Genomic DNA, 17,471 nt, shown 5'->3' on the forward strand with positions numbered 1-17,471 from the left:
CTCTTTATTGCCCACCCGACGCGGACCAATCCTCCCCGCAAGAGGGAGGATCGGGGATGAACTGGTCGCTCTCCTTCGAACCGCTCATCTCCTGGCCGCTGCTCGCCATTGTGCTGGTGCCGTTGATATTGCTGGTGCTGGTCGGCCTGTGGTTTCGCCAGCGCGGCGCTATCTTCCGCTTCGCCGCTCTGCTGGCGTTGGGGGCCGCGTTGCTCAACCCGGTGTTCCTCAGTGAGGAGCGCGAGGCGCTGAAGAGCGTTGTCGCCGTCATCGTCGACCGCAGCCAGAGCCAGGACATTGGCGAGCGCACCAAGCAGACCGACGATGCCCTTGCCGGACTTGTGCAGCGTCTTGGCCGCTTCAAGCAGTTCGACGTCCGCGTCGTCGAGGCCGGCAAGTCCGAAGCCGCCGAGGAGCGCACCGACACCCGGCTTTTCGGCGCCCTCGAAAATGCTTTCCGCGACGTGCCGCCATCGCGCATCGGCGGCGCCATCATGATCACCGATGGCGAGGTGCATGACGCTCCGGCAGGCAGCCCCGATTTCAATGCCCCGCTGCACGCGCTGATCACCGGCAACGACCACGAAAAGGATCGCCGCATACGTTTCGAGAACGCGCCGCGCTTCGGCCTGGTCGGCAAGCCGCTCGATATGACCTACCGCGTCATTGCCACCGACAACGAAACCGGTCCGGTCGATGTCCGCGTCTCGGTCAATGGCGAGCAGGTCGCGGTCGAAGAGGCGACCATAGGCCAGGCGATGCCGTTGCAGGTGACCATTCCGGGCGCCGGCCGCAACATCGTCGAGCTCTCCATCGACCGCGAGCCAGGTGAACTGACCGATGCCAACAACCGCGCCATCGCGCTGATCGACGGCATCCGCGAGAATTTGCGCGTGCTGCTGGTCTCCGGCGAACCGCATGCCGGCGAGCGCACCTGGCGCAACCTGCTGAAATCCGACGCCTCGGTCGATCTTGTCCATTTCACCATTTTGCGGCCGCCGGAAAAGCAGGACGGCACGCCGATCAACGAATTGTCGCTGATCGCCTTCCCGACGCGCGAACTGTTCGTCGAGAAGATCAAGGATTTCGACCTGATCATCTTCGACCGCTACCAGCACCGCGACGTGCTGCCGATCCTCTACTACGACTACATCTCCGAATATGTCGAAAAGGGCGGCGCGCTGCTGATTGCGGCCGGCCCCGAATATGCCGGCGAGAGTTCGATCGCCCGCACGCCGCTGATGTCGGCGCTGCCGGCGATGCCGACCGGTGAAGTCATCGACAAGGCCTTCTACCCGCGCCTCACCGATCTTGGCCAGCGCCATCCGGTGACGCGCGGGCTCGACGGCTCGGCGACCGAACCGCCGCACTGGAGCCGCTGGTTCCGCACCATCGGCGTGCAGAATCCCGAGGGCGAGGTGGTGATGAAGGGCGCCGACAATCGGCCGCTGCTGCTGCTCGACCACAAGGGCGAAGGCCGTGTCGGCATGCTGTTGTCCGACCAGGGTTGGCTGTGGGCGCGCGGTTTCGAGGGTGGCGGCCCGCACGTCCAGCTCTACCGGCGCATCGCCCACTGGCTGATGAAGGAGCCCGAGCTCGAGGAAGAGCGGTTGACCGCCGAAGGCCGCGGCATGGTGTTGGAAGTCCGCCGCCAGACAATGAGCGACGACCCCGGCCCGGCGCAGGTCATCACGCCGTCGGGCAAGGCGCTGATCGTCAGGCTCGAAAAATCCGAACCCGGCGTTTTCCTCGGCAGCATCCAGACCAGCGAGATCGGCCTCTACCAGATCGGCAATGGCGACCTGACCGCGCTTGCCCATGTCGGTCCGGTCAACGCCCCGGAGTTCTCCGATGTCATCTCCACGGAAGGCCGGCTGAAAGCACCGGCCGAGGCCACCGGTGGCAGTGTACGCCGGCTGGCTCAATCCTCCGCTCTTGGCGGCTTTGCCAACGATGTGGCGTTGCCCTCGATCGTGCCGGTTCGCTCCTCGGGTGCTGCCACCGGCAGCGACTGGATCGGGCTGCGCACCACCGACGACAGCGTGCTGAAGGCCGTCTCGCGCGTGCCGCTGTTCGGCGGCTTCCTCGGCCTCGGCCTGCTGCTTCTGGCGATGGGCTCGATGTGGTACCGCGAGGGAAGGTAGCTCCCTTCTCCCCGTCACTATACGGGGAGAAGGTGCCGGCAGGCGGATGAGGGGCAGCGCTGAATTGACGTGATTAGCAATGCTCTACGCATACCCATCCGAACTATTGTCACCCTCCGGCGCCGCCCCTCATTGTCCTGCCGGACATTTCTCTCCGTATAGTGACGGGGAGAAAGACGCTGCCCCTCCCTACTCTTCCGGTTCCGTCGTGAACATCAAGGGATAGCCCTTGGCCTTGCCGGCGTCGGTCGCGCGCGTCGCCTTGGTTTCGGCGACGTCCCTGGTGAAGACGGCGACGACGCAGACGCCGCGCCGGTGCGCGGTGATCATCACCCGATGCGCCTGGTCTTCGCTGAGCTTGAACTCGCCCTTCAGCACCGTCACCACGAATTCGCGCGGCGTGAAATCGTCGTTGACGAGGATGACCTTGTAGAGCTTCGGCCGCTCAGTTTGCGGCTTGACCTGGACACTGGGTTTTGTGGTGATTTCAGGCATGGGAACCGGCAATTTCAGCGAGTTGTGGCTCTCATTTTGACATGAGCCAAAGCGATCGTCCATTTTTGATCCGGTCGCCTACCGGTCTCCGGGCGGCTATTCGCAATCCATAGGTCTATGTGGGAATTGTCGCCAGCCGTTCAACGGCCATGGCGGCCGAACATGCGACGCGGCGGGATTTGCCGGGGTGGTGTTCCAGATGCATCCATCCGGCGCTCCATCCATGCGACGAATGGCCAGGCGACAAAGCAGATCAACACCGTGCCGGTCAGCACGATGAGCACCCAGGTCTGCCACGGTGTGATGTAGTCCCAGTCGCTGGATATTGCCGGCGCGAACAGCGACGGCTCGGTTCGCCCGCTTGCCGGATCCGGCACCGGGCTCGCGGTGAGCAGGATCAAAACCTTGGCCACTCCGCAGACCACAAGCCCGCCGATGACCATTGAACGCAGAATGGACGAAAGCCGCGTCTTCATGCGGATTGTCTTTACCGGGCCGGCATTGCGATCGGGTTAAAGTAACGGCGACCAACAGATCGAAAAAACGTGAAAATCGCTTGTCCGATACAGCAAGGCCGCTCCAGCCGAATCTCGACTGAAGCGACCTTGTTACATCTCAAGTTTGCTACGCAGGCCTGGATCAGATCTTCTTCGGAGCAACCTTCTTGGGGGCCTTCTTGACCGGGCACTTGTGCTTCTCGGTCACCTTGCAGACCTTGACGGGCTTCTTGGCCGTGACCTTCTTCGGAGCAACCTTGGCAGGCGCAGCGGTGGCCGGAGCAGTCGTCGTGGCAGCAGCCGGAGCAGCGGTCGTGGTGGCGGCGGCGTTACCGAGAGCCGGCATTGAGAAGGCGAGAGCGACGGCGAGACCGAGAGTGGAGAGGAGGGACTTGTTCATGGCTTCGTTTCCTTTTTTGTGCGGGTCGGTTTTGAGTGTCACTGAACCGGGTCGATCGGTGTCACTCCAAGCAGCTTCAAAGCGTTGGCGAGCATCCGGATACCCTGTGCCTGTTTCTTGTTGGCGCAGAACCGGTTGCCCTTTCTCTGAAGTGCCTTTGCCGCGGTGACCTGCGTTGCCGTGGCATGGGTTTCGAGGGCTTCATCAAATTGGTGGCTGAGACTGCTGCAACGCTCGCTTCGGGTGATTGCAACCTTTGCGTCCGATTGTTCGACCGCGGCCGTGACGAGCGAAATGCCGAGCAACGCACCCATCAAGCTGATCGAGAACCTTTGCATTGGATTATCCGTAAACCCCGGAGCTAGCGTCGCAGCCGATGACCTGACCGCCACGACACCACTTATGCCCTTGTTTTTTTTCGCGAGTTTTTCCAGACTGTAGAATTTTGTTTCTGGATTGTTTCTGCGAAATCGGCTCTGGAGCCCATGATGGCCGCTGGCCAACATGTGGCCAGAATTCTATCGTGAGGGTGAAGCCGCAACGCAGGCTTGGCCACCAACGATGACAGGATCCCCGTGAAATCCGACGCACACATACTGATCGTCGACGACGATAAGGGTATCCGCGACCTGCTGCAGGAATTCTTCCAGAAGCGGGGACTGCGTACGACGGTCGCCGCCGATGGCGTCGAGATGGAGGCCATCCTGCGGCGGACACAGGTCGACCTCATCGTCCTCGACGTCATGCTGCCCGGCAAGAGCGGTCTGGAATTGTGCCGCGACCTTCGCGCCCAGTATTCGACCCCAATCATCATGCTGACTGCGGTCACCGAGACGACCGACCGCGTGGTTGGCCTGGAGATGGGCGCCGACGACTACGTGCCGAAGCCCTTCGACCCGCGCGAGCTGCTGGCCCGCATCCGCGCCGTGCTGAGGCGCAACGGCGCCGCCGAGCCGCGGCGGTCCAGCACCAGGCAGATCTATCATTTCGCCGGCTGGACGATGGACTGCTCGCGCCGCCGGCTGATCGCGCCCGGCGATGTCCGGGTCGAACTGACGATGGCGGAGTTCAACCTCCTGCAGACCTTCGTCAAGAGCGCGCAACGCGTGTTGACACGCGACCAGCTCATCGAGCTCTCTGGCGGCGACAGCGACTACAGCTTCGACCGCAGCATCGACATTCTGGTCAGCCGTCTCAGGCGCAAGATGGAAGACGATCCGAAGACGCCGAAACTGATCCTCACCGTGCGCAGCGGCGGCTATCAGTTCCTGCCCGAGACGACGTCCGAATGAGACGCTTCCTGCCGCAAACCCTGCCCGTCTGGGTGCTGCTCATCGTCATCGCCGGCCTGCTGATCAGCCAGGTCGCGACCCTCTACATCGTCTCGCGCGACCGTGCCGCCGCCAATGACGAGGTCGATCTCTACCGGCTCAACGATCGCGCCTTCTCGCTGGTGCAATTGATGCATACCGCGACGCCCGAGCAGCGCAAGATCACGGCGTCCGGTCTGTTCAACGCCACCTACGCGCTCACCGTTTCGGACACGCCCGCGGTCACCTCGTCGATTGCCGGCGACGACGAACTGGCCGAATTGGAAGACATACTGGTCGGCCGACTATCGAAATTCGGCATCACCGATGCACGGGTCCGGCGCGATCCGGCTACCCACGAAGCCGACGTCCCAGGACGGACGGTTGCGGGTCCCGACATCGGCCAGGTCGAGCGCGATCTGCTGGTGCTGGCGGCCGATTTCGCCCAGAGCGACAAGCTGACGGCATCGGTCCGTTTCGCCGACGGCCAATGGTTGAACTTCACCGAGCCGAACACCCCTGTAGGGCCGATACTGAGCTTCGACAGTCTGCCGCTCTATTCGCTGATCGCCGGGCTGGTGGTGATCATGTCGATCTGGTCGCTGCGTCGGCTGACCGCGCCCTACCGGATGATGGAAACCGCGGTGAAGCGGATCGGCAACGATCTGAAGAGCCCGCCGATCGCCGAAACCGGCAGTCGCGAAATCCGAGCCGCGGCGAAGGCCATCAATGGCATGCAGGTCCGGCTGCGCGACTATGTCGAGGATCGCGAACACTTGGCCGCAGCACTTGCGCATGATTTGCGCACGCCGCTGACCCGGATGCGGCTGCGCCTCGAACTGCTCAGGAAATCGACGGCGCGCGAGGCGCTGGCGCACGACCTCGCCGACATCGAGAGCATTGCCAGCTCCGTCATCGATTTCGCCAAATTCGAGGTGACCGAGGAGAAGACCGAACGCATCGATTTCTGGTCGCTGGTGGAGTCGGTCGCCGACGGTTTCGACGACGCCTCGTTCGACAATGACGAGACGAGGTCGCGGGACCTGATCTGCATCGCGCGGCCGGTCGCGCTCAGGCGCTGCGTCACCAATCTTGTCCAGAATGCCGTGACCTACGGCAAGAAGGCGCATCTCAGCCTGCGGCAATCGGAAAAGATCATCACGCTGACCATCCGCGACGAGGGGCCGGGCATACCGCAAGCCCAGCTCGACGCGGTGTTCGGCTCCTTCGTGCGCATCGAACAGTCGCGCAACCGCCAGACCGGCGGCCTTGGCCTTGGCTTGACCATCGCCCGCAACATCGCCCGCGGCGCCGGTGGCGAGGTCAGCCTGTCCAACCATCCCGGCGGTGGCCTGCAGACGGAATTGCGCTTGCCGCTGGCAGCTTGAGTCAGCAGACCTCGGCCCAAAAGGGCCTCGGGGCTGGATCGGCCGATCCTTCCTTACGATAGTGCCGTCGGCAATGCAGGAGGAGACCGCCGCATGTTCTATGCAATCCTGGCCTATCACGTCGAACAGACCGTCCAGTCCTGGACGCCGCAGGAGGATGCGGCGCTGATGACCGACCTGCTCAAGGTCAATGACCGGTTGACCCGCGACGGTATCCTCGGGCCGGCCGCCAGGCTCGGCGCCACGGCCGACGCCTTCACGCTGCGCGGCCCGGGAGAAGGCATCGTCATCGACGGCCCGTTTGCCGAGACCAAGGAGCAATTGCTGGGCCTCTACGTCATCGACTGCGCCACGCGCGAGGCGGCGCTAGAAGTCGCGCGTGATCTCAGGCGCGCCAATCCCACCGCCGTCTACGAAATCCGCCCTATCCTGCTTTACCTTCCGGGTGCGTCGCTTCTCGCAGCAGAGGCGCCGGACGACAACGAAGCGCCCGTCAAAGCATCGGCGGCCGGCGGCTGAGGAGCCGCCCGCTGCGGCAAAGGGTCAGTCCACCCCCGCCATGAGCTCCTTGCCAAGGCGGACCGTTTCGCGCACCAAAAGCTCCAGATCCTCAAGCCGGGTGCGGTGGTTGTTGATCGCCACCCTGAGACAATGCTGGCCTTGCACCGTCGTGTCGGAAATCGCGGCGGTCCCCTCTTCCTGCAGCCGCAGCATGATCTCGGTGTTCAGCGCCTTCAATGCCTCTTCGGTCATGCCATCGGGTCGGTAGCGAAAACAGACGATGTTGATGCTGGTCGGCGCCGTCAGTTCCAGCAGCGGTTCGGCCTCGATCAACCCGGCGAGATAGTGCCCCTGCGCAATATTCTGGTCGATCAGCCGGCCGAATTTTTCGACGCCATGCTCCCGCAGCGCCATCCACACTTTGAGCGCACGGAACCCGCGCGTGGTCTGCAGACCGTAATCATGCAGCCATTGCCCCGATGCGAGGCCGCGCGGCGTCGATTCCAGATATTCCGGCGTCACCGCAAAGGTCTTGCGATGCGCCGAGGCGTCCCTGACCAGGGCGCAGCCGGCCTCGAACGGCGCGTGCAGCCATTTGTGCGGATCGAGCGCGACCGAATCGGCCCATTCGATACCCGCGACGCGGTGAGCATTTTCCGGCGCGATGGCGATCAACGCACCGATGCAGCCGTCGACATGAAACCAGGCGTCTTCCTCATGTGCCAGCTTGGCAAGCGCCTGCAGATCGTCGATCGCGCCGGTGTTCACCGTGCCGGCATTGCCGATGATGCAGGCCGGCTTGAAGCCGGCCGCACGATCTTCCGATATCGCCGCCCGCAAGGCGGCGATATCGATCCGCAGCCCGGCATCCGTCGGGATACGGCGCAGCGCCCGATTGCCGAGGCCAAGCGCCTCCATCGCCTTGCGGTGGCAGGAATGCAGCTGGTCGGAGCCATAGTAGCGCAGCGGCTTCTCGATGGCGGCAACGCCGTGCTCGCGCACGTCGATGCCGGCCTTGGTGTTGCGCGCCACGGTCAGCCCGATAATGTTGGCCATCGAACCGCCGCTGACCAGCGTACCGCTGGCCGAAGCCGGCAAGCCCAGCATCTGCTTGCACCAGTCGACCACCTGGCTGTCCATCAGCGCGGCGGCATGGTTGCCGCCGCCGAGATTGGAGCCCTGGATCGCCGCCAGGAAATCGCCAAGCGCCCCGGTGAAATTGCTCGACCCCATATACCAGGACCAGAACCTCGGATGGATGTTGCCCATCGGATAGGGCATCACCTTGTCCACCACATCGCCATAGACGTCCGCGAGCGGCGTTGGCGATTGCGGCAAGGGTGCTGTGAAGAAGTCCGTCACATCTCCAGGCATCTCCCGCCACACCGGCCGCTCTCTGACGTCGCGCAGGTAAGCGACAGCATCGTCAACGATCCGATGCGACAGGACCTGCACATCGGCCCAGTCGCGGGGGTCAAGCGTTTCCTCGCCGGTCGTGGCGGAGAATCCAGACGTCGTATCCATGCCGGTCGCTCCCGATATGCCGCCGTCACGCCGGGAACTGGCAGCCGGGCGTCGACTGCGAAAGCGCAATCTCGTCGGCGTCCATCTCAGCCTCGATGCCATCGAACAGCGGCGTCGTCATGTAGCGCTCGCCGGTGTCGGGGAGCATGCACAGGATGACCGAACCGGCCGGCGATTTTTCGGCGATCTGGCGCGCCACGGCAAAGGTGGAGCCGCCGGAAATGCCGGTGAAAATGCCCTCTTTCTGCGCCAGCGCCTTCGCCCATTTCATGCCCTCGGGCCCGGCGATCGGCATCACCTCATCATAGAGGCTGGCGTCGATCGCCTCCTGCAGCACGTTGGGGATGAAATCCGGAGTCCAGCCCTGGATCGGGTGCGGCTCGAAGGCCGGGTGGCTGGCGCTCGGCGCGCCACCAACGCCGCGCTCCTGCGCCTTGCCGCTGCCGACAAGCTGGGCGTTGGCCGGTTCGGTCAGCACGATGCGGGTCTCCGGCCGCTCGCGGCGCAGCACGCGCGCCACGCCGACGACGGTGCCGCCGGTTCCATAGCCGGTGACGAAGCAGTCGAGCCGCGATCCGGCGAAATCGTTCATGATCTCGCGCGCCGTCGTCGCTTCATGGATGGCGGCATTGGCCTTGGTTTCGAACTGGCGGGCCAGGAACCAGCCATTGGCCTCGGCCAGCTCGACCGCCTTCTTGTACATGCCAAAACCCTTCTGCGCCCGCGGCGTCAGCACCACCTTGGCGCCCAGCATGCGCATCAGCTTGCGGCGTTCGATGGAAAAGCTGTCGGCCATCGTCACCACCAACGGATAGCCCTTTTGCGCGCAGACCATGGCAAGGCCGATGCCGGTGTTGCCGCTGGTCGCCTCGACGATGGTCTGGCCCGGCTTCAGCGTGCCGCTGCGCTCGCCTTCCTCGATGATGTTGAGCGCCAGCCGGTCCTTCACCGATGCTGCCGGGTTGAAGAACTCGGCCTTCACATAGATCGTCGCATGGTCCGGGCCGAGATTGTTGACACGAATCACCGGCGTGTCGCCGACCGTGTCGAGAATGCTGTCGAACAGGCGGCCGCGGCCGGCCGTGGTTCTGATTTTCTGCTGGTGCAACATGGAAGAACTCCTCGTCTGTTATCGTTGTGATCACGGGCCGGTTACAAACCGGCGGGTTGGGCGGCGAGGTTTCGACACCTTGCCGCAGTACAGGTTCTCGACGTGCCACAATGTGGTAAACTCCACATCCGGCGCGCAAGATTGCAGGCCGAGTGCACTTCGTCGTGTTCGGTGATAAAGCAAGGGCCGGCGGGTCAACGTGGGAGCAGGCGTGGAAACGGGCGTGGAATCGAACCTGGCCAACAGTCGTCGAGGCCTTGGCGTGCGCCTGTTTGGGCCGCTGGCGATTGCGCGCGACGGCATCCCGGTGGCTTTGCCGGCATCGCGCAAGCTGCGCGCGCTGCTAGCCTATCTGGCGCTGGCGCCCCACCCGGTCGGACGTGGCAAGCTCTGCGAATTGCTGTGGGATATTCCAAATGACCCCAGAGGCGAGCTTCGCTGGTGCCTCAGCAAGCTGCGAGCCGCTCTCGACCAACCGGACCGCCGCAGGATCGAAACCGCGGGCGACACGATCGCGCTTGATCTGAGCGACGTTTTCGTCGATGCCGCCGAGATCGCCTCGGCAACCGCCGAAGGCATTGAAAAGCTCGATCTGGAGCGGCTGCAAGCCCTGTCCGGATTGTTCGCAGGCGATTTTCTCGACGGGCTGGAGATTGACCGCAGCCCGCTTTTCAACAACTGGCTGACCGCGCAGCGTCGCCGCTTCAGCTCCTGCCACGCCGCCATTCTGGAGCACCTCGTCAACAATCTCCCGGGGGACGGCGACGACGTCTCTGCCCATATCGAAAAATGGCTGGAACTCGCGCCGTTCGACGGCCGCGCCCATATCGCACTTCTGACCAGGCTTGCGCGGCACGGCCAGTTTGGCGCTTGCGAAGACCATCTTGTATCAGCGGCCCAGCTGTTCCGTTCAGAAGAGCTGGATTTCGCGCCTGTGCGCGAGGCATGGCGAACCATCCGCGACAGGCAGCCGGGCACCGCGCTGGCAGCGCATCCGGCCGATCCGGCGTCCGCTCATCAGCCACCGATCCTGCTTGCGAATCTACGCCGCCGCATCGCGAAAGGCGTCGCTCGCCGTGATGCCGTTTGTCGAAGATGCCGGCATTGCTGACGTTCGCGGCGGACTGGCCGACGGCCTGACCCATGACATCATTACCCGCCTGGCAAAGCTCAGGGATTTCTTCGTTATCGCCCGCGGATCGGTCTTTGCGTTGGCCGAGGACAACATCGCGCCGGAAGAGGCCGGGCGCAGGCTGAACGTCGACTATGTTGCCACTGGCACCGTGCGCAGCCAGGCCGACCGCATTGTCGTTACGGTCGAACTCGTCGAGGTGCGTACGGCCAGGATCGTCTGGGCCGAGACGTTCGAGCGCAAGCCGGACGATATTTTTGCCGTCCTCGACGATATCGGCAACAGCATCGTCTCGTCGATCTCGGCCGAGGTCGAGACGGTCGAGCGCAACCGCGCCATGCTGAAAGCGCCCAACTCGCTGAATGCCTGGGAAGCCTATCATCGCGGTCTCTGGCATATGTACCGTTTCACCCGCACGGAAAACGAACAGGCCCGGCATTTCTTCGACATCGCCTTGAAGCTGGACCCGACCTTCGCCCGCGCCTACGCCGGCCTGTCCTTCACCCATTGGCAAAATGCCTTTCAGCGCTGGGGCGACCGCGATCAGGAGAGCGCCATGGCTTTCGAAAGCGCCGGGCAGAGTCTGCTGGTCGACGATCACAATCCGGCCGCCCATTGGGCCATGGGCCGCGCTCTGTGGCTGCGCGGCGAGCATGACGGCTCTTTGATCGAGCTGGAAAGAGCCGTGGATTTGAGCCCCAACTTCGCGCTCGGCCACTACGCGCTATCCTTCGTCCATTCCCAGTCGGGCGACCCGAAGGCCGCGATCGGCTCATCCGACCATTCGCGGCATCTCAGCCCCTTCGACCCGCTGCTGTTCGGCATGCTGGGCGCGCGCGCCATGGCCCATGTCCGCCTCGGCCAGTTCGAGGAGGCGGCTGACTGGGCGTTGAAAGCGGCGGCCCGGCCCAATGCCCATGCCATCATCCTGGCGATCGCCGCCCATTGCCTGGCGCTGGCGGGACGGCTCGACGAGGCGCGCACCTTCGCCGCCACCATCCGCAAGACGCTTCCGGACTATCGTGCCGACGACTTCATCGGCACTTTCCGCTTCGAGCCCGATGCCACGGCCCTGTTCAAGCTGGCCGCCAAACGTATCGGATTGAACTGATCAGCCAAAGAGGCGGTGTCGCTAATGCACCAGCGGGCCGCTTGCTTTTGTCCAGGCGGCAATGCCGCCATGGATGTGGCGGGCGCCGGCAATCCCGGCGTCCTGCGCGGCCTGAACCGCCATCGCCGAGCGTTCGCCGAAGGCGCAATAAAACAGCAGCTGCTTGCTGGTTGATCTCGCGAGTTCATGCAGCATACCGCCCGCCGCAATGTTCTCCTGCAACCTGGTATAGGGCAGATGTATCGCCCCCGGGATGATGCCGTGCCGCTCGCGTTCGGAATGCTCGCGCAGATCGATCAGCGCGATATCAGGCTTTCCCACCAGCGCGAATGCCTGCTCGGCGCTGACCGCCCAGCCGCGCCGCGCAATCTCTTCCTGATGCAGCCCGACCTTCATGTTGGCCGGCACCGCGACATCCATCATCTTTGGGTTCGCCAGCTTCAGGTTGTTCATGATCTCGACGTACTCCTCCATCGACTTCACCTGCAGGCGCGGGTTGAAGGCTTTTTCTTCGCCGATGGTCGAGACGGTCTCGCCCTTGTAGTCATGTGCCGGATAGATCAGCGTCTCGTTGGGAAGCTTGAGCAGGCGGCCGAAGATCGATTCATATTGCTGGCGCGGATCGCCATTCTGGAAATCGGTGCGGCCGGTGCCACGGATCAGCAGTGTATCGCCGGTGAACACCCGATCCGGCAGGATGAAACTGTAGGAATCATCGGTGTGGCCGGGGGTGTAGATGACGTCGAGCGACAATCCCTCAATGCCGAGTTTGTCGCCGTCGGACAACCGCATCGAGACCACGTCGGCCTTGGTCTGCTCGCCCATCACAGTCACGCACTGGGTCTTGTCGCGCAGGGCGCCGAGGCCGGTAATGTGGTCGGCGTGCAGATGCGTATCCACCGCCTTGACCAGCTTGAGGTCGAGTTCGCGCACCAGCTGGAGGTAGCGGTCGACCTTCTCCAGCACCGGATCGATGATCAGCGCTTCGCCACCCAGGCGGCTGGCGAGCAGGTAGGAATAGGTGCCCGAAACGGAATCGAAGAGCTGACGGAAGATCATTCTTGCCACACGCCCCGCTGCATTCTCATGCCCATGGCAGGCGCAACCGCCCACGCGGCTGCGACGCTATCCTAGCGCATCGGCCCGAAAAATCGGAATCGATTTTTGGCAAGCGTGGTCAGCGGTTTACCGCCGCAACACCGCGCTCAGCACGTCCCGGATCCCGATCGCGCCGACGAAGCGCGACTGGTCGTCGAACAGCGCCACCGGCGCTGTCTGCGAACGGTGCATTGCCAGCATCACGGTCTTCAGCGACGTCCCGGGATTGGCCCAGAACACCTGCGCCGTCTCCTCCGGCTGCGCCTCGACATCGGCGCAGGACACCCACACCGCCGGCTTGCCGTCACGCTCGGCCGCCGCCACCAGCCCGTGCTCGTCGATCTTGAAGCGCGTCGTCTTGCGCCGGTCGAGCCACACCCAGCCATCCTTGCCCTCTTCGAGGTCGCGGCGGTCGCGCATCACGTTCCAGGCCGTCAGCACCGACAACGGATTCACATTGGCGATGAAGTCGCGGACATAGTCGTTGGCCGGGCGCAGCACGATGTCTTCCGGCGCGCCGGTCTGCACGATGCGTCCACCCTCCATGATGGTGATGTGGGTGCCGATCTTCAGCGCTTCCTCGAGATCGTGGCTGACGAAGATGATGGTCTTCTTCAGCTCCGCCTGCAGCTGCAAGAGCTCGTCCTGCAGTTTGGTCCGGATCAGCGGATCGAGCGCCGAGAACGGCTCGTCCATCAACAGGATCGGCGCCTCGGTGGCAAAGGCGCGCGCCAGACCGACGCGCTGCTGCATGCCGCCGGAAAGCTCGTGGGCATATTTCTTCGCCCACTGGTCGAGATGGACCAGCTCCAGCTGCTTTTTGACGCGCTGCTTGCGCTCGGCTTCCGGCATGCCGGCGAGTTCGAGGCCGAGGCCGACGTTTTCCTCGACCGTGCGCCACGGCAACAGACCGAACTGCTGGAACACCATGGCGACCTGCTTCTGCCGCAGCCGTCTCAGCGTCACCTCATCGCAGGTGACGACGTCGACCGTGCCGTCGCCGTCCTTGACCAGAACCTGGCCGCGCGAAACGACGTTGAGCCGGTTGACGGCCCTGAGCAGCGTCGACTTGCCCGAACCGGACAGGCCCATCAGGACGGAAATCTCGCCCTCATGCACGGTCAGGCTGGCGCCGGCGCAGCCCAGCACATTGCCGGTCTTTTCGAGGATTTCGGCGCGGGTGGCACCACCGTCGATCAGCGCCAGCGAACCGGCTTGATCCGAGCCGAAGACGATATCGACATTTCTGAAGTCAACGGCGACGGTCATTTCTTGCCTCCAACGCCAATACGCGTCATTCGGTCGAGTACGATGGCGAGTACGACGATGGCGAGGCCGGCCTCAAGCCCGAGGTCGATCCTGCGCGAACCGAGCGCCCGGTTGATCTCGGTGCCAAGGCCGCCGGCGCCGATCAGCGCCGCGAACACCACCATCGACAGCGATAGCATGATCGACTGGGTGAGGCCTGCCATGATGGTCGGCAATGCTGACGGCAACTCGACCTTCCACAGCAATTGCTGCTTGGTGGCGCCGAACGCCTGGCCGGCCTCGACGATCGATTTCGGCACCGAGGTGACGCCAAGATGGGTGAGGCGAACCGAGGTCGGGATGACGAAGATGATGGTGACGATGAGGCCGGGCGCGTTGCCGAGCCCGAACAAGGTCAGCACCGGGATCAGGTAGACGAAGGTCGGCAGCGTCTGCATCAGGTCGAGCACCGGCAGCATGATGCGGTAGACCTTCGGCTTGTGCGCGGCCCAGATGCCGAGCGGCACGCCGATCGCCATCGAGGCGGCGGCGGCGGCAACCACCAGAACCAGCGTCTCCACCGTCTGCTTCCACAGGTTCTGGTTGAGGATGAACAGCAGTCCGATGAAGACGGCAACAGCCAGGCCCCTGGAGCGCTGCAGGAAATAGGCGAGCACCGCAATCAGCGCGATGAGGATGACGGGCGGCACCAGCAGAAGTCCGTCGACAATGCCGTCGAGCAGGAAATTGAGGCCGTTGGAGAAGGCCCTGAAGATGGTGTCGAAATTGTCGGTGAGGAAGCCAAAGAAGGCCTTGCCCCAGGCGCCTATGGGGATCTTGTAGCTGACCAGGAATTTCGAAATCGGATCCATCTTACCCCTCTTTGGCAGTCGCCGTCCTTGCCGGACGGTCATCTTGTCACAGGATATGAAAAAGGGCAGCCCTTTCTACAGTGACTGCCCTTCCTGGTTCGGCCTTGCCGAATTCAGTCGGCTCAGCTCCCGAGCGCCGTCTTGACCGCCGCTGCCGCGTCGCCACCGTCGAAGGTGGTCACGCCGGCGATCCACGGAGCGACCGCGTCCGCGTGCTTCTTCAGCCAGTCGGCTGCGACCGTGTTGGCGTCGCCGCCTTTCAGGATCGCGTCCATCATCTCGCCTTCCATGTCGAGATTGAACTTCAGGTTGGCGATGAACTTGCCGGCATTCGGGCACTCGGTGGTGTAGCCCTTGCGCACATTGGTATAGACGGTGGCCGCGCCGAAGCCACTGTCGCCCATGCCGTCGAGATAGGTGATCTTCATGGCGCCCATCACCGGATGCGGCGTCCAGCCGAGGAAGGCGATCCACTCATTGTTCTTCATCGACTGCTCGGCCTGCGTCAGCATGCCGGCTTCCGAGGACTCGACCAGTTCGAAGCCTTCGAGATTGTCCTTCGGGTTCTTGATCATGTCGAGGATAATGCGGTTGCCGTCATTGCCGGCCTCGATGCCGTAGATCTTGCCGTTGAACTTGTCCTTGAACTTGCCGATATCGGTCAGCGTCTTGACGCCGGCGTCAGCGACATAGGTCGGCACGACGATGCCGTAACCGGCGCCCGTCAGGTTTGTGCTGATCGTCTCGACCGAACCGTCGGCGGTGTAGTCCTTGATGTCGTTGGTCATCGACGGCATCCAGTTGCCGAGGAAGACGTCGAGATCCTTGTTCTTCAGCGACGCCATGGTCACCGGCACCGAAAGCTGGATCGTCTGCGGCTCGTAGCCGAGCGCGGTGAGCAGCACCGAAGCGATGCCGGTCGTCGCCTGGATATCGGTCCAGCCGACATCGGAAAGGCGCACCGCCTTGCAGCTCTCCGGATCGCCGGCAAGGGCAGCGCTTGTGGACAGGAAAGTCGCCAGACCGAGGCCGGCGACGAAGGTGTTCATACGCGACATTGGTAGTCTCCCATTGTGATTCTTTGGCGAAGCGTAGTTACGGTTTCTCTGCCCGCCTTGTTTCGTCAGCCAAACACCATTCTGGTGTGGTTTCAAGCGCCATGGCAATCACGATCAACGGCGCAGACTGGCCAATCAGCGACACGGCTGACGCTTTTGTCGCGCAAGGGGCCTTTTTCGGGGGAATGGCACTGGCGTCCCCTCCCCACGCGGCGACAACTCGGCTTAAGGTCCGTTTAGATTCAGGTCAGGCCGAGCCGAAAATGGCTGATACCGAGAGCCGGAGCGGAGCGTACTTGAAGTACGTGCACCGGAAGCGCAGGTATCAGCCATTTGCAGGCCGGCATCACCTGAATCCAAACAGACCTTGAAGGATGGCATGGCCAAGCTTTACTTCCACTACGCGACGATGAACGCCGGCAAGACGACGATGCTGCTGCAGGCGTCCTACAATTACCGCGAGCGCGGCATGACGACGATGCTGTTCGTCGCCGGCCATTACAGAAAGGGCGATAACGGGCTGATCTCGTCGCGCATCGGCCTCGAGACCGAAGCCGAGATGTTTCGCGATGGCGACGACCTGTTCGCCCGCGTCGCGGAGCATCACGATCACACGACAGTTCATTGCGTCTTCGTCGACGAGGCGCAGTTCCTCGAAGAGGAGCAGGTGTGGCAGCTCGCCCGCATTGCCGACCGGCTGAACATCCCGGTCATGTGCTACGGCCTGCGCACCGATTTCCAGGGCAAGCTGTTTTCCGGTTCGCGCGCGCTGCTGGCCATCGCCGACGACCTGCGCGAAGTGCGCACCATCTGCCGCTGCGGCCGCAAGGCGACGATGGTCGTGCGTCTCGGCCCTGACGGCAAGGTGGCCAGACAAGGCGAGCAGGTGGCGATCGGCAAGGACGTCTATGTCTCGCTCTGCCGCCGCCATTGGGAAGAAGAAATGGGCCGCGCCGCGCCCGACGATTTCATCGGCTTCATCAAGGCCTGATGGCGGCGATCGAAATGGCGATCCGGCAGCAGGCGGAAATGCTGGCGCACCGGCCAGATGCAGCGTTTGTTAAGGCCTCGGTCCTATTTTGCGCTCCAGCCAGAACTCGTCGGGGTCAGCCATGTTTCGAGCCGTTTCGTCTACCGCAGCATTTCTTCTTGGCGGCGTCCTTGCCGCGCATGCGGATGGCGACGCCGCGCTCGGCAAGAAGGTCTTCGTCAGGTGCATGGCCTGCCACGAAGCGGCGACCGACCGCGACAAGGTCGGCCCGCATCTGCTGGGTGTCGTCGGCCGCACCGCAGGCACCGCCGAAAGCTTCCTCGGCCACTACTCGGAAGCGATGAAAAGCGCCGGTGCCGCCGGCCTTGTCTGGGACGAGGCGAATCTCACCGAATATCTAAGGGCTCCCAAGCTCAAGGTGCCCGGCAACAGGATGGCGTTTGGCGGCCTGAGCAACGATGACGACATCGCCAATGTCATCGCCTATCTGAGGGCCGACCCGAAGCCCTGAACCATAGCGGCGGCAGCGCCTCGCACGGGACATGCAAGGGGTTGCATGCGCCGCCGCGCACGCACAGAGTGCCCACGGTG

The 17,471-nt window shown here is 63.4% G+C and carries 16 protein-coding genes and 1 pseudogene; 7 read left to right on the forward strand and 10 right to left on the reverse strand.

The annotated features are described in order from the left end of the window. The first annotated feature begins 56 nt into the window (after window positions 1-56). Entirely contained in the window at window positions 57-2,144 is a 2,088-nt protein-coding gene (locus AC1D0N_RS16185) for a hypothetical protein (protein WP_477245533.1), read from the forward strand. A gap of 189 nt (window positions 2,145-2,333) precedes the next feature. Here AC1D0N_RS16185 and clpS read toward each other — a convergent pair whose 3' ends face one another. From clpS to AC1D0N_RS16205, 4 genes are all read right to left on the reverse strand, one after another. After that, entirely contained in the window at window positions 2,334-2,639 is a 306-nt protein-coding gene (gene clpS / locus AC1D0N_RS16190) for an ATP-dependent Clp protease adapter ClpS (protein WP_477245534.1), read from the reverse strand. A gap of 140 nt (window positions 2,640-2,779) precedes the next feature. Next, entirely contained in the window at window positions 2,780-3,115 is a 336-nt protein-coding gene (locus AC1D0N_RS16195; protein ID WP_477245536.1) for a hypothetical protein, read from the reverse strand. 163 nt (window positions 3,116-3,278) lie between these two features. Further along, window positions 3,279-3,536, reverse strand: coding sequence for a hypothetical protein (locus tag AC1D0N_RS16200; protein WP_477245538.1), 258 nt, complete (start codon window positions 3,534-3,536; stop codon window positions 3,279-3,281). A 38-nt stretch (window positions 3,537-3,574) separates the two neighbouring features. Further along, window positions 3,575-3,874, reverse strand: a complete 300-nt coding sequence (locus AC1D0N_RS16205; RefSeq protein ID WP_477245907.1) for a hypothetical protein — start codon at window positions 3,872-3,874, stop codon at window positions 3,575-3,577. 237 nt (window positions 3,875-4,111) lie between these two features. Here AC1D0N_RS16205 and AC1D0N_RS16210 point away from each other — a divergent pair, with 237 nt between their 5' ends. From AC1D0N_RS16210 to AC1D0N_RS16220, 3 genes are all read left to right on the forward strand, one after another. After that, a complete protein-coding gene (locus tag AC1D0N_RS16210; protein WP_477245540.1) occupies window positions 4,112-4,828 on the forward strand; it encodes a response regulator in 717 nt (238 codons plus the stop codon). Further along, complete coding sequence (locus AC1D0N_RS16215) at window positions 4,825-6,234, forward strand: ATP-binding protein (protein ID WP_477245541.1); 1,410 nt, start codon at window positions 4,825-4,827, stop codon at window positions 6,232-6,234. The genes AC1D0N_RS16210 and AC1D0N_RS16215 overlap by 4 nt, the downstream gene beginning before the upstream one ends. A 93-nt stretch (window positions 6,235-6,327) precedes the next feature. After that, the gene (locus AC1D0N_RS16220; RefSeq protein ID WP_477245542.1) at window positions 6,328-6,753 is read left to right on the forward strand and encodes a YciI family protein; all 426 of its coding nucleotides are present in this window, start codon (window positions 6,328-6,330) and stop codon (window positions 6,751-6,753) included. A gap of 24 nt (window positions 6,754-6,777) precedes the next feature. Here AC1D0N_RS16220 and AC1D0N_RS16225 read toward each other — a convergent pair whose 3' ends face one another. Both AC1D0N_RS16225 and AC1D0N_RS16230 read right to left on the reverse strand, forming a co-directional pair. Beyond that, window positions 6,778-8,259 (reverse strand): pyridoxal phosphate-dependent decarboxylase family protein, encoded by a 1,482-nt coding sequence (locus AC1D0N_RS16225; RefSeq protein WP_477245544.1) that lies wholly within the window; start codon window positions 8,257-8,259, stop codon window positions 6,778-6,780. 25 nt (window positions 8,260-8,284) lie between these two features. Beyond that, window positions 8,285-9,370, reverse strand: coding sequence for a PLP-dependent cysteine synthase family protein (locus tag AC1D0N_RS16230; RefSeq protein WP_477245546.1), 1,086 nt, complete (start codon window positions 9,368-9,370; stop codon window positions 8,285-8,287). Between the two features lie 211 nt (window positions 9,371-9,581). Here AC1D0N_RS16230 and AC1D0N_RS16235 point away from each other — a divergent pair. Next, window positions 9,582-11,613, forward strand: a pseudogene (locus AC1D0N_RS16235) (transcriptional regulator). A 21-nt stretch (window positions 11,614-11,634) separates the two neighbouring features. Here AC1D0N_RS16235 and AC1D0N_RS16240 read toward each other — a convergent pair. The 4 genes from AC1D0N_RS16240 to choX all read right to left on the reverse strand — a co-directional run bounded on the left by AC1D0N_RS16240 (window position 11,635) and on the right by choX (window position 15,889). Then, a complete protein-coding gene (locus AC1D0N_RS16240) occupies window positions 11,635-12,672 on the reverse strand; it encodes an MBL fold metallo-hydrolase (RefSeq protein ID WP_477245548.1) in 1,038 nt (345 codons plus the stop codon). A 126-nt stretch (window positions 12,673-12,798) separates the two neighbouring features. Then, window positions 12,799-13,980, reverse strand: coding sequence for a choline ABC transporter ATP-binding protein (gene choV / locus AC1D0N_RS16245; protein WP_477245549.1), 1,182 nt, complete (start codon window positions 13,978-13,980; stop codon window positions 12,799-12,801). Further along, a complete protein-coding gene (choW, locus tag AC1D0N_RS16250) occupies window positions 13,977-14,831 on the reverse strand; it encodes a choline ABC transporter permease subunit (protein WP_477245551.1) in 855 nt (284 codons plus the stop codon). Before choW ends, choV begins: the two co-directional genes overlap by 4 nt. A gap of 122 nt (window positions 14,832-14,953) precedes the next feature. After that, window positions 14,954-15,889, reverse strand: a complete 936-nt coding sequence (choX, locus tag AC1D0N_RS16255) for a choline ABC transporter substrate-binding protein (protein ID WP_477245553.1) — start codon at window positions 15,887-15,889, stop codon at window positions 14,954-14,956. Window positions 15,890-16,268: 379 nt separating this feature from the next. On the opposite strand from choX, the gene AC1D0N_RS16260 reads away from it, so the two are divergent. After that, entirely contained in the window at window positions 16,269-16,880 is a 612-nt protein-coding gene (locus AC1D0N_RS16260; protein ID WP_477245554.1) for a thymidine kinase, read from the forward strand. A gap of 121 nt (window positions 16,881-17,001) precedes the next feature. Beyond that, window positions 17,002-17,391, forward strand: a complete 390-nt coding sequence (locus AC1D0N_RS16265; RefSeq protein ID WP_477245555.1) for a c-type cytochrome — start codon at window positions 17,002-17,004, stop codon at window positions 17,389-17,391. Window positions 17,392-17,471 lie beyond the last annotated feature (80 nt).

It is taken from the genome of Mesorhizobium sp. P2_E10, assembly GCF_056404235.1.

Excerpts from the sequence above, each read along its gene's own strand:
- AC1D0N_RS16200 (WP_477245538.1), bottom strand. The coding sequence starts at position 3,536 with ATGAACAAGTCCCTCCTCTCCACTCTCGGTCTCGCCGTCGCTCTCGCC.
- AC1D0N_RS16185 (WP_477245533.1), top strand. The coding sequence starts at position 57 with ATGAACTGGTCGCTCTCCTTCGAACCGCTCATCTCCTGGCCGCTGCTC.
- AC1D0N_RS16205 (WP_477245907.1), bottom strand. The coding sequence starts at position 3,874 with ATGCAAAGGTTCTCGATCAGCTTGATGGGTGCGTTGCTCGGCATTTCG.
- AC1D0N_RS16240 (WP_477245548.1), bottom strand. The coding sequence starts at position 12,672 with ATGATCTTCCGTCAGCTCTTCGATTCCGTTTCGGGCACCTATTCCTAC.
- AC1D0N_RS16220 (WP_477245542.1), top strand. The coding sequence starts at position 6,328 with ATGTTCTATGCAATCCTGGCCTATCACGTCGAACAGACCGTCCAGTCC.
- choX (WP_477245553.1), bottom strand. The coding sequence starts at position 15,889 with ATGTCGCGTATGAACACCTTCGTCGCCGGCCTCGGTCTGGCGACTTTC.
- choV (WP_477245549.1), bottom strand. The coding sequence starts at position 13,980 with ATGACCGTCGCCGTTGACTTCAGAAATGTCGATATCGTCTTCGGCTCG.
- AC1D0N_RS16225 (WP_477245544.1), bottom strand. The coding sequence starts at position 8,259 with ATGGATACGACGTCTGGATTCTCCGCCACGACCGGCGAGGAAACGCTT.
- clpS (WP_477245534.1), bottom strand. The coding sequence starts at position 2,639 with ATGCCTGAAATCACCACAAAACCCAGTGTCCAGGTCAAGCCGCAAACT.
- AC1D0N_RS16260 (WP_477245554.1), top strand. The coding sequence starts at position 16,269 with ATGGCCAAGCTTTACTTCCACTACGCGACGATGAACGCCGGCAAGACG.
- AC1D0N_RS16265 (WP_477245555.1), top strand. The coding sequence starts at position 17,002 with ATGTTTCGAGCCGTTTCGTCTACCGCAGCATTTCTTCTTGGCGGCGTC.
- choW (WP_477245551.1), bottom strand. The coding sequence starts at position 14,831 with ATGGATCCGATTTCGAAATTCCTGGTCAGCTACAAGATCCCCATAGGC.
- AC1D0N_RS16195 (WP_477245536.1), bottom strand. The coding sequence starts at position 3,115 with ATGAAGACGCGGCTTTCGTCCATTCTGCGTTCAATGGTCATCGGCGGG.
- AC1D0N_RS16230 (WP_477245546.1), bottom strand. The coding sequence starts at position 9,370 with ATGTTGCACCAGCAGAAAATCAGAACCACGGCCGGCCGCGGCCGCCTG.
- AC1D0N_RS16215 (WP_477245541.1), top strand. The coding sequence starts at position 4,825 with ATGAGACGCTTCCTGCCGCAAACCCTGCCCGTCTGGGTGCTGCTCATC.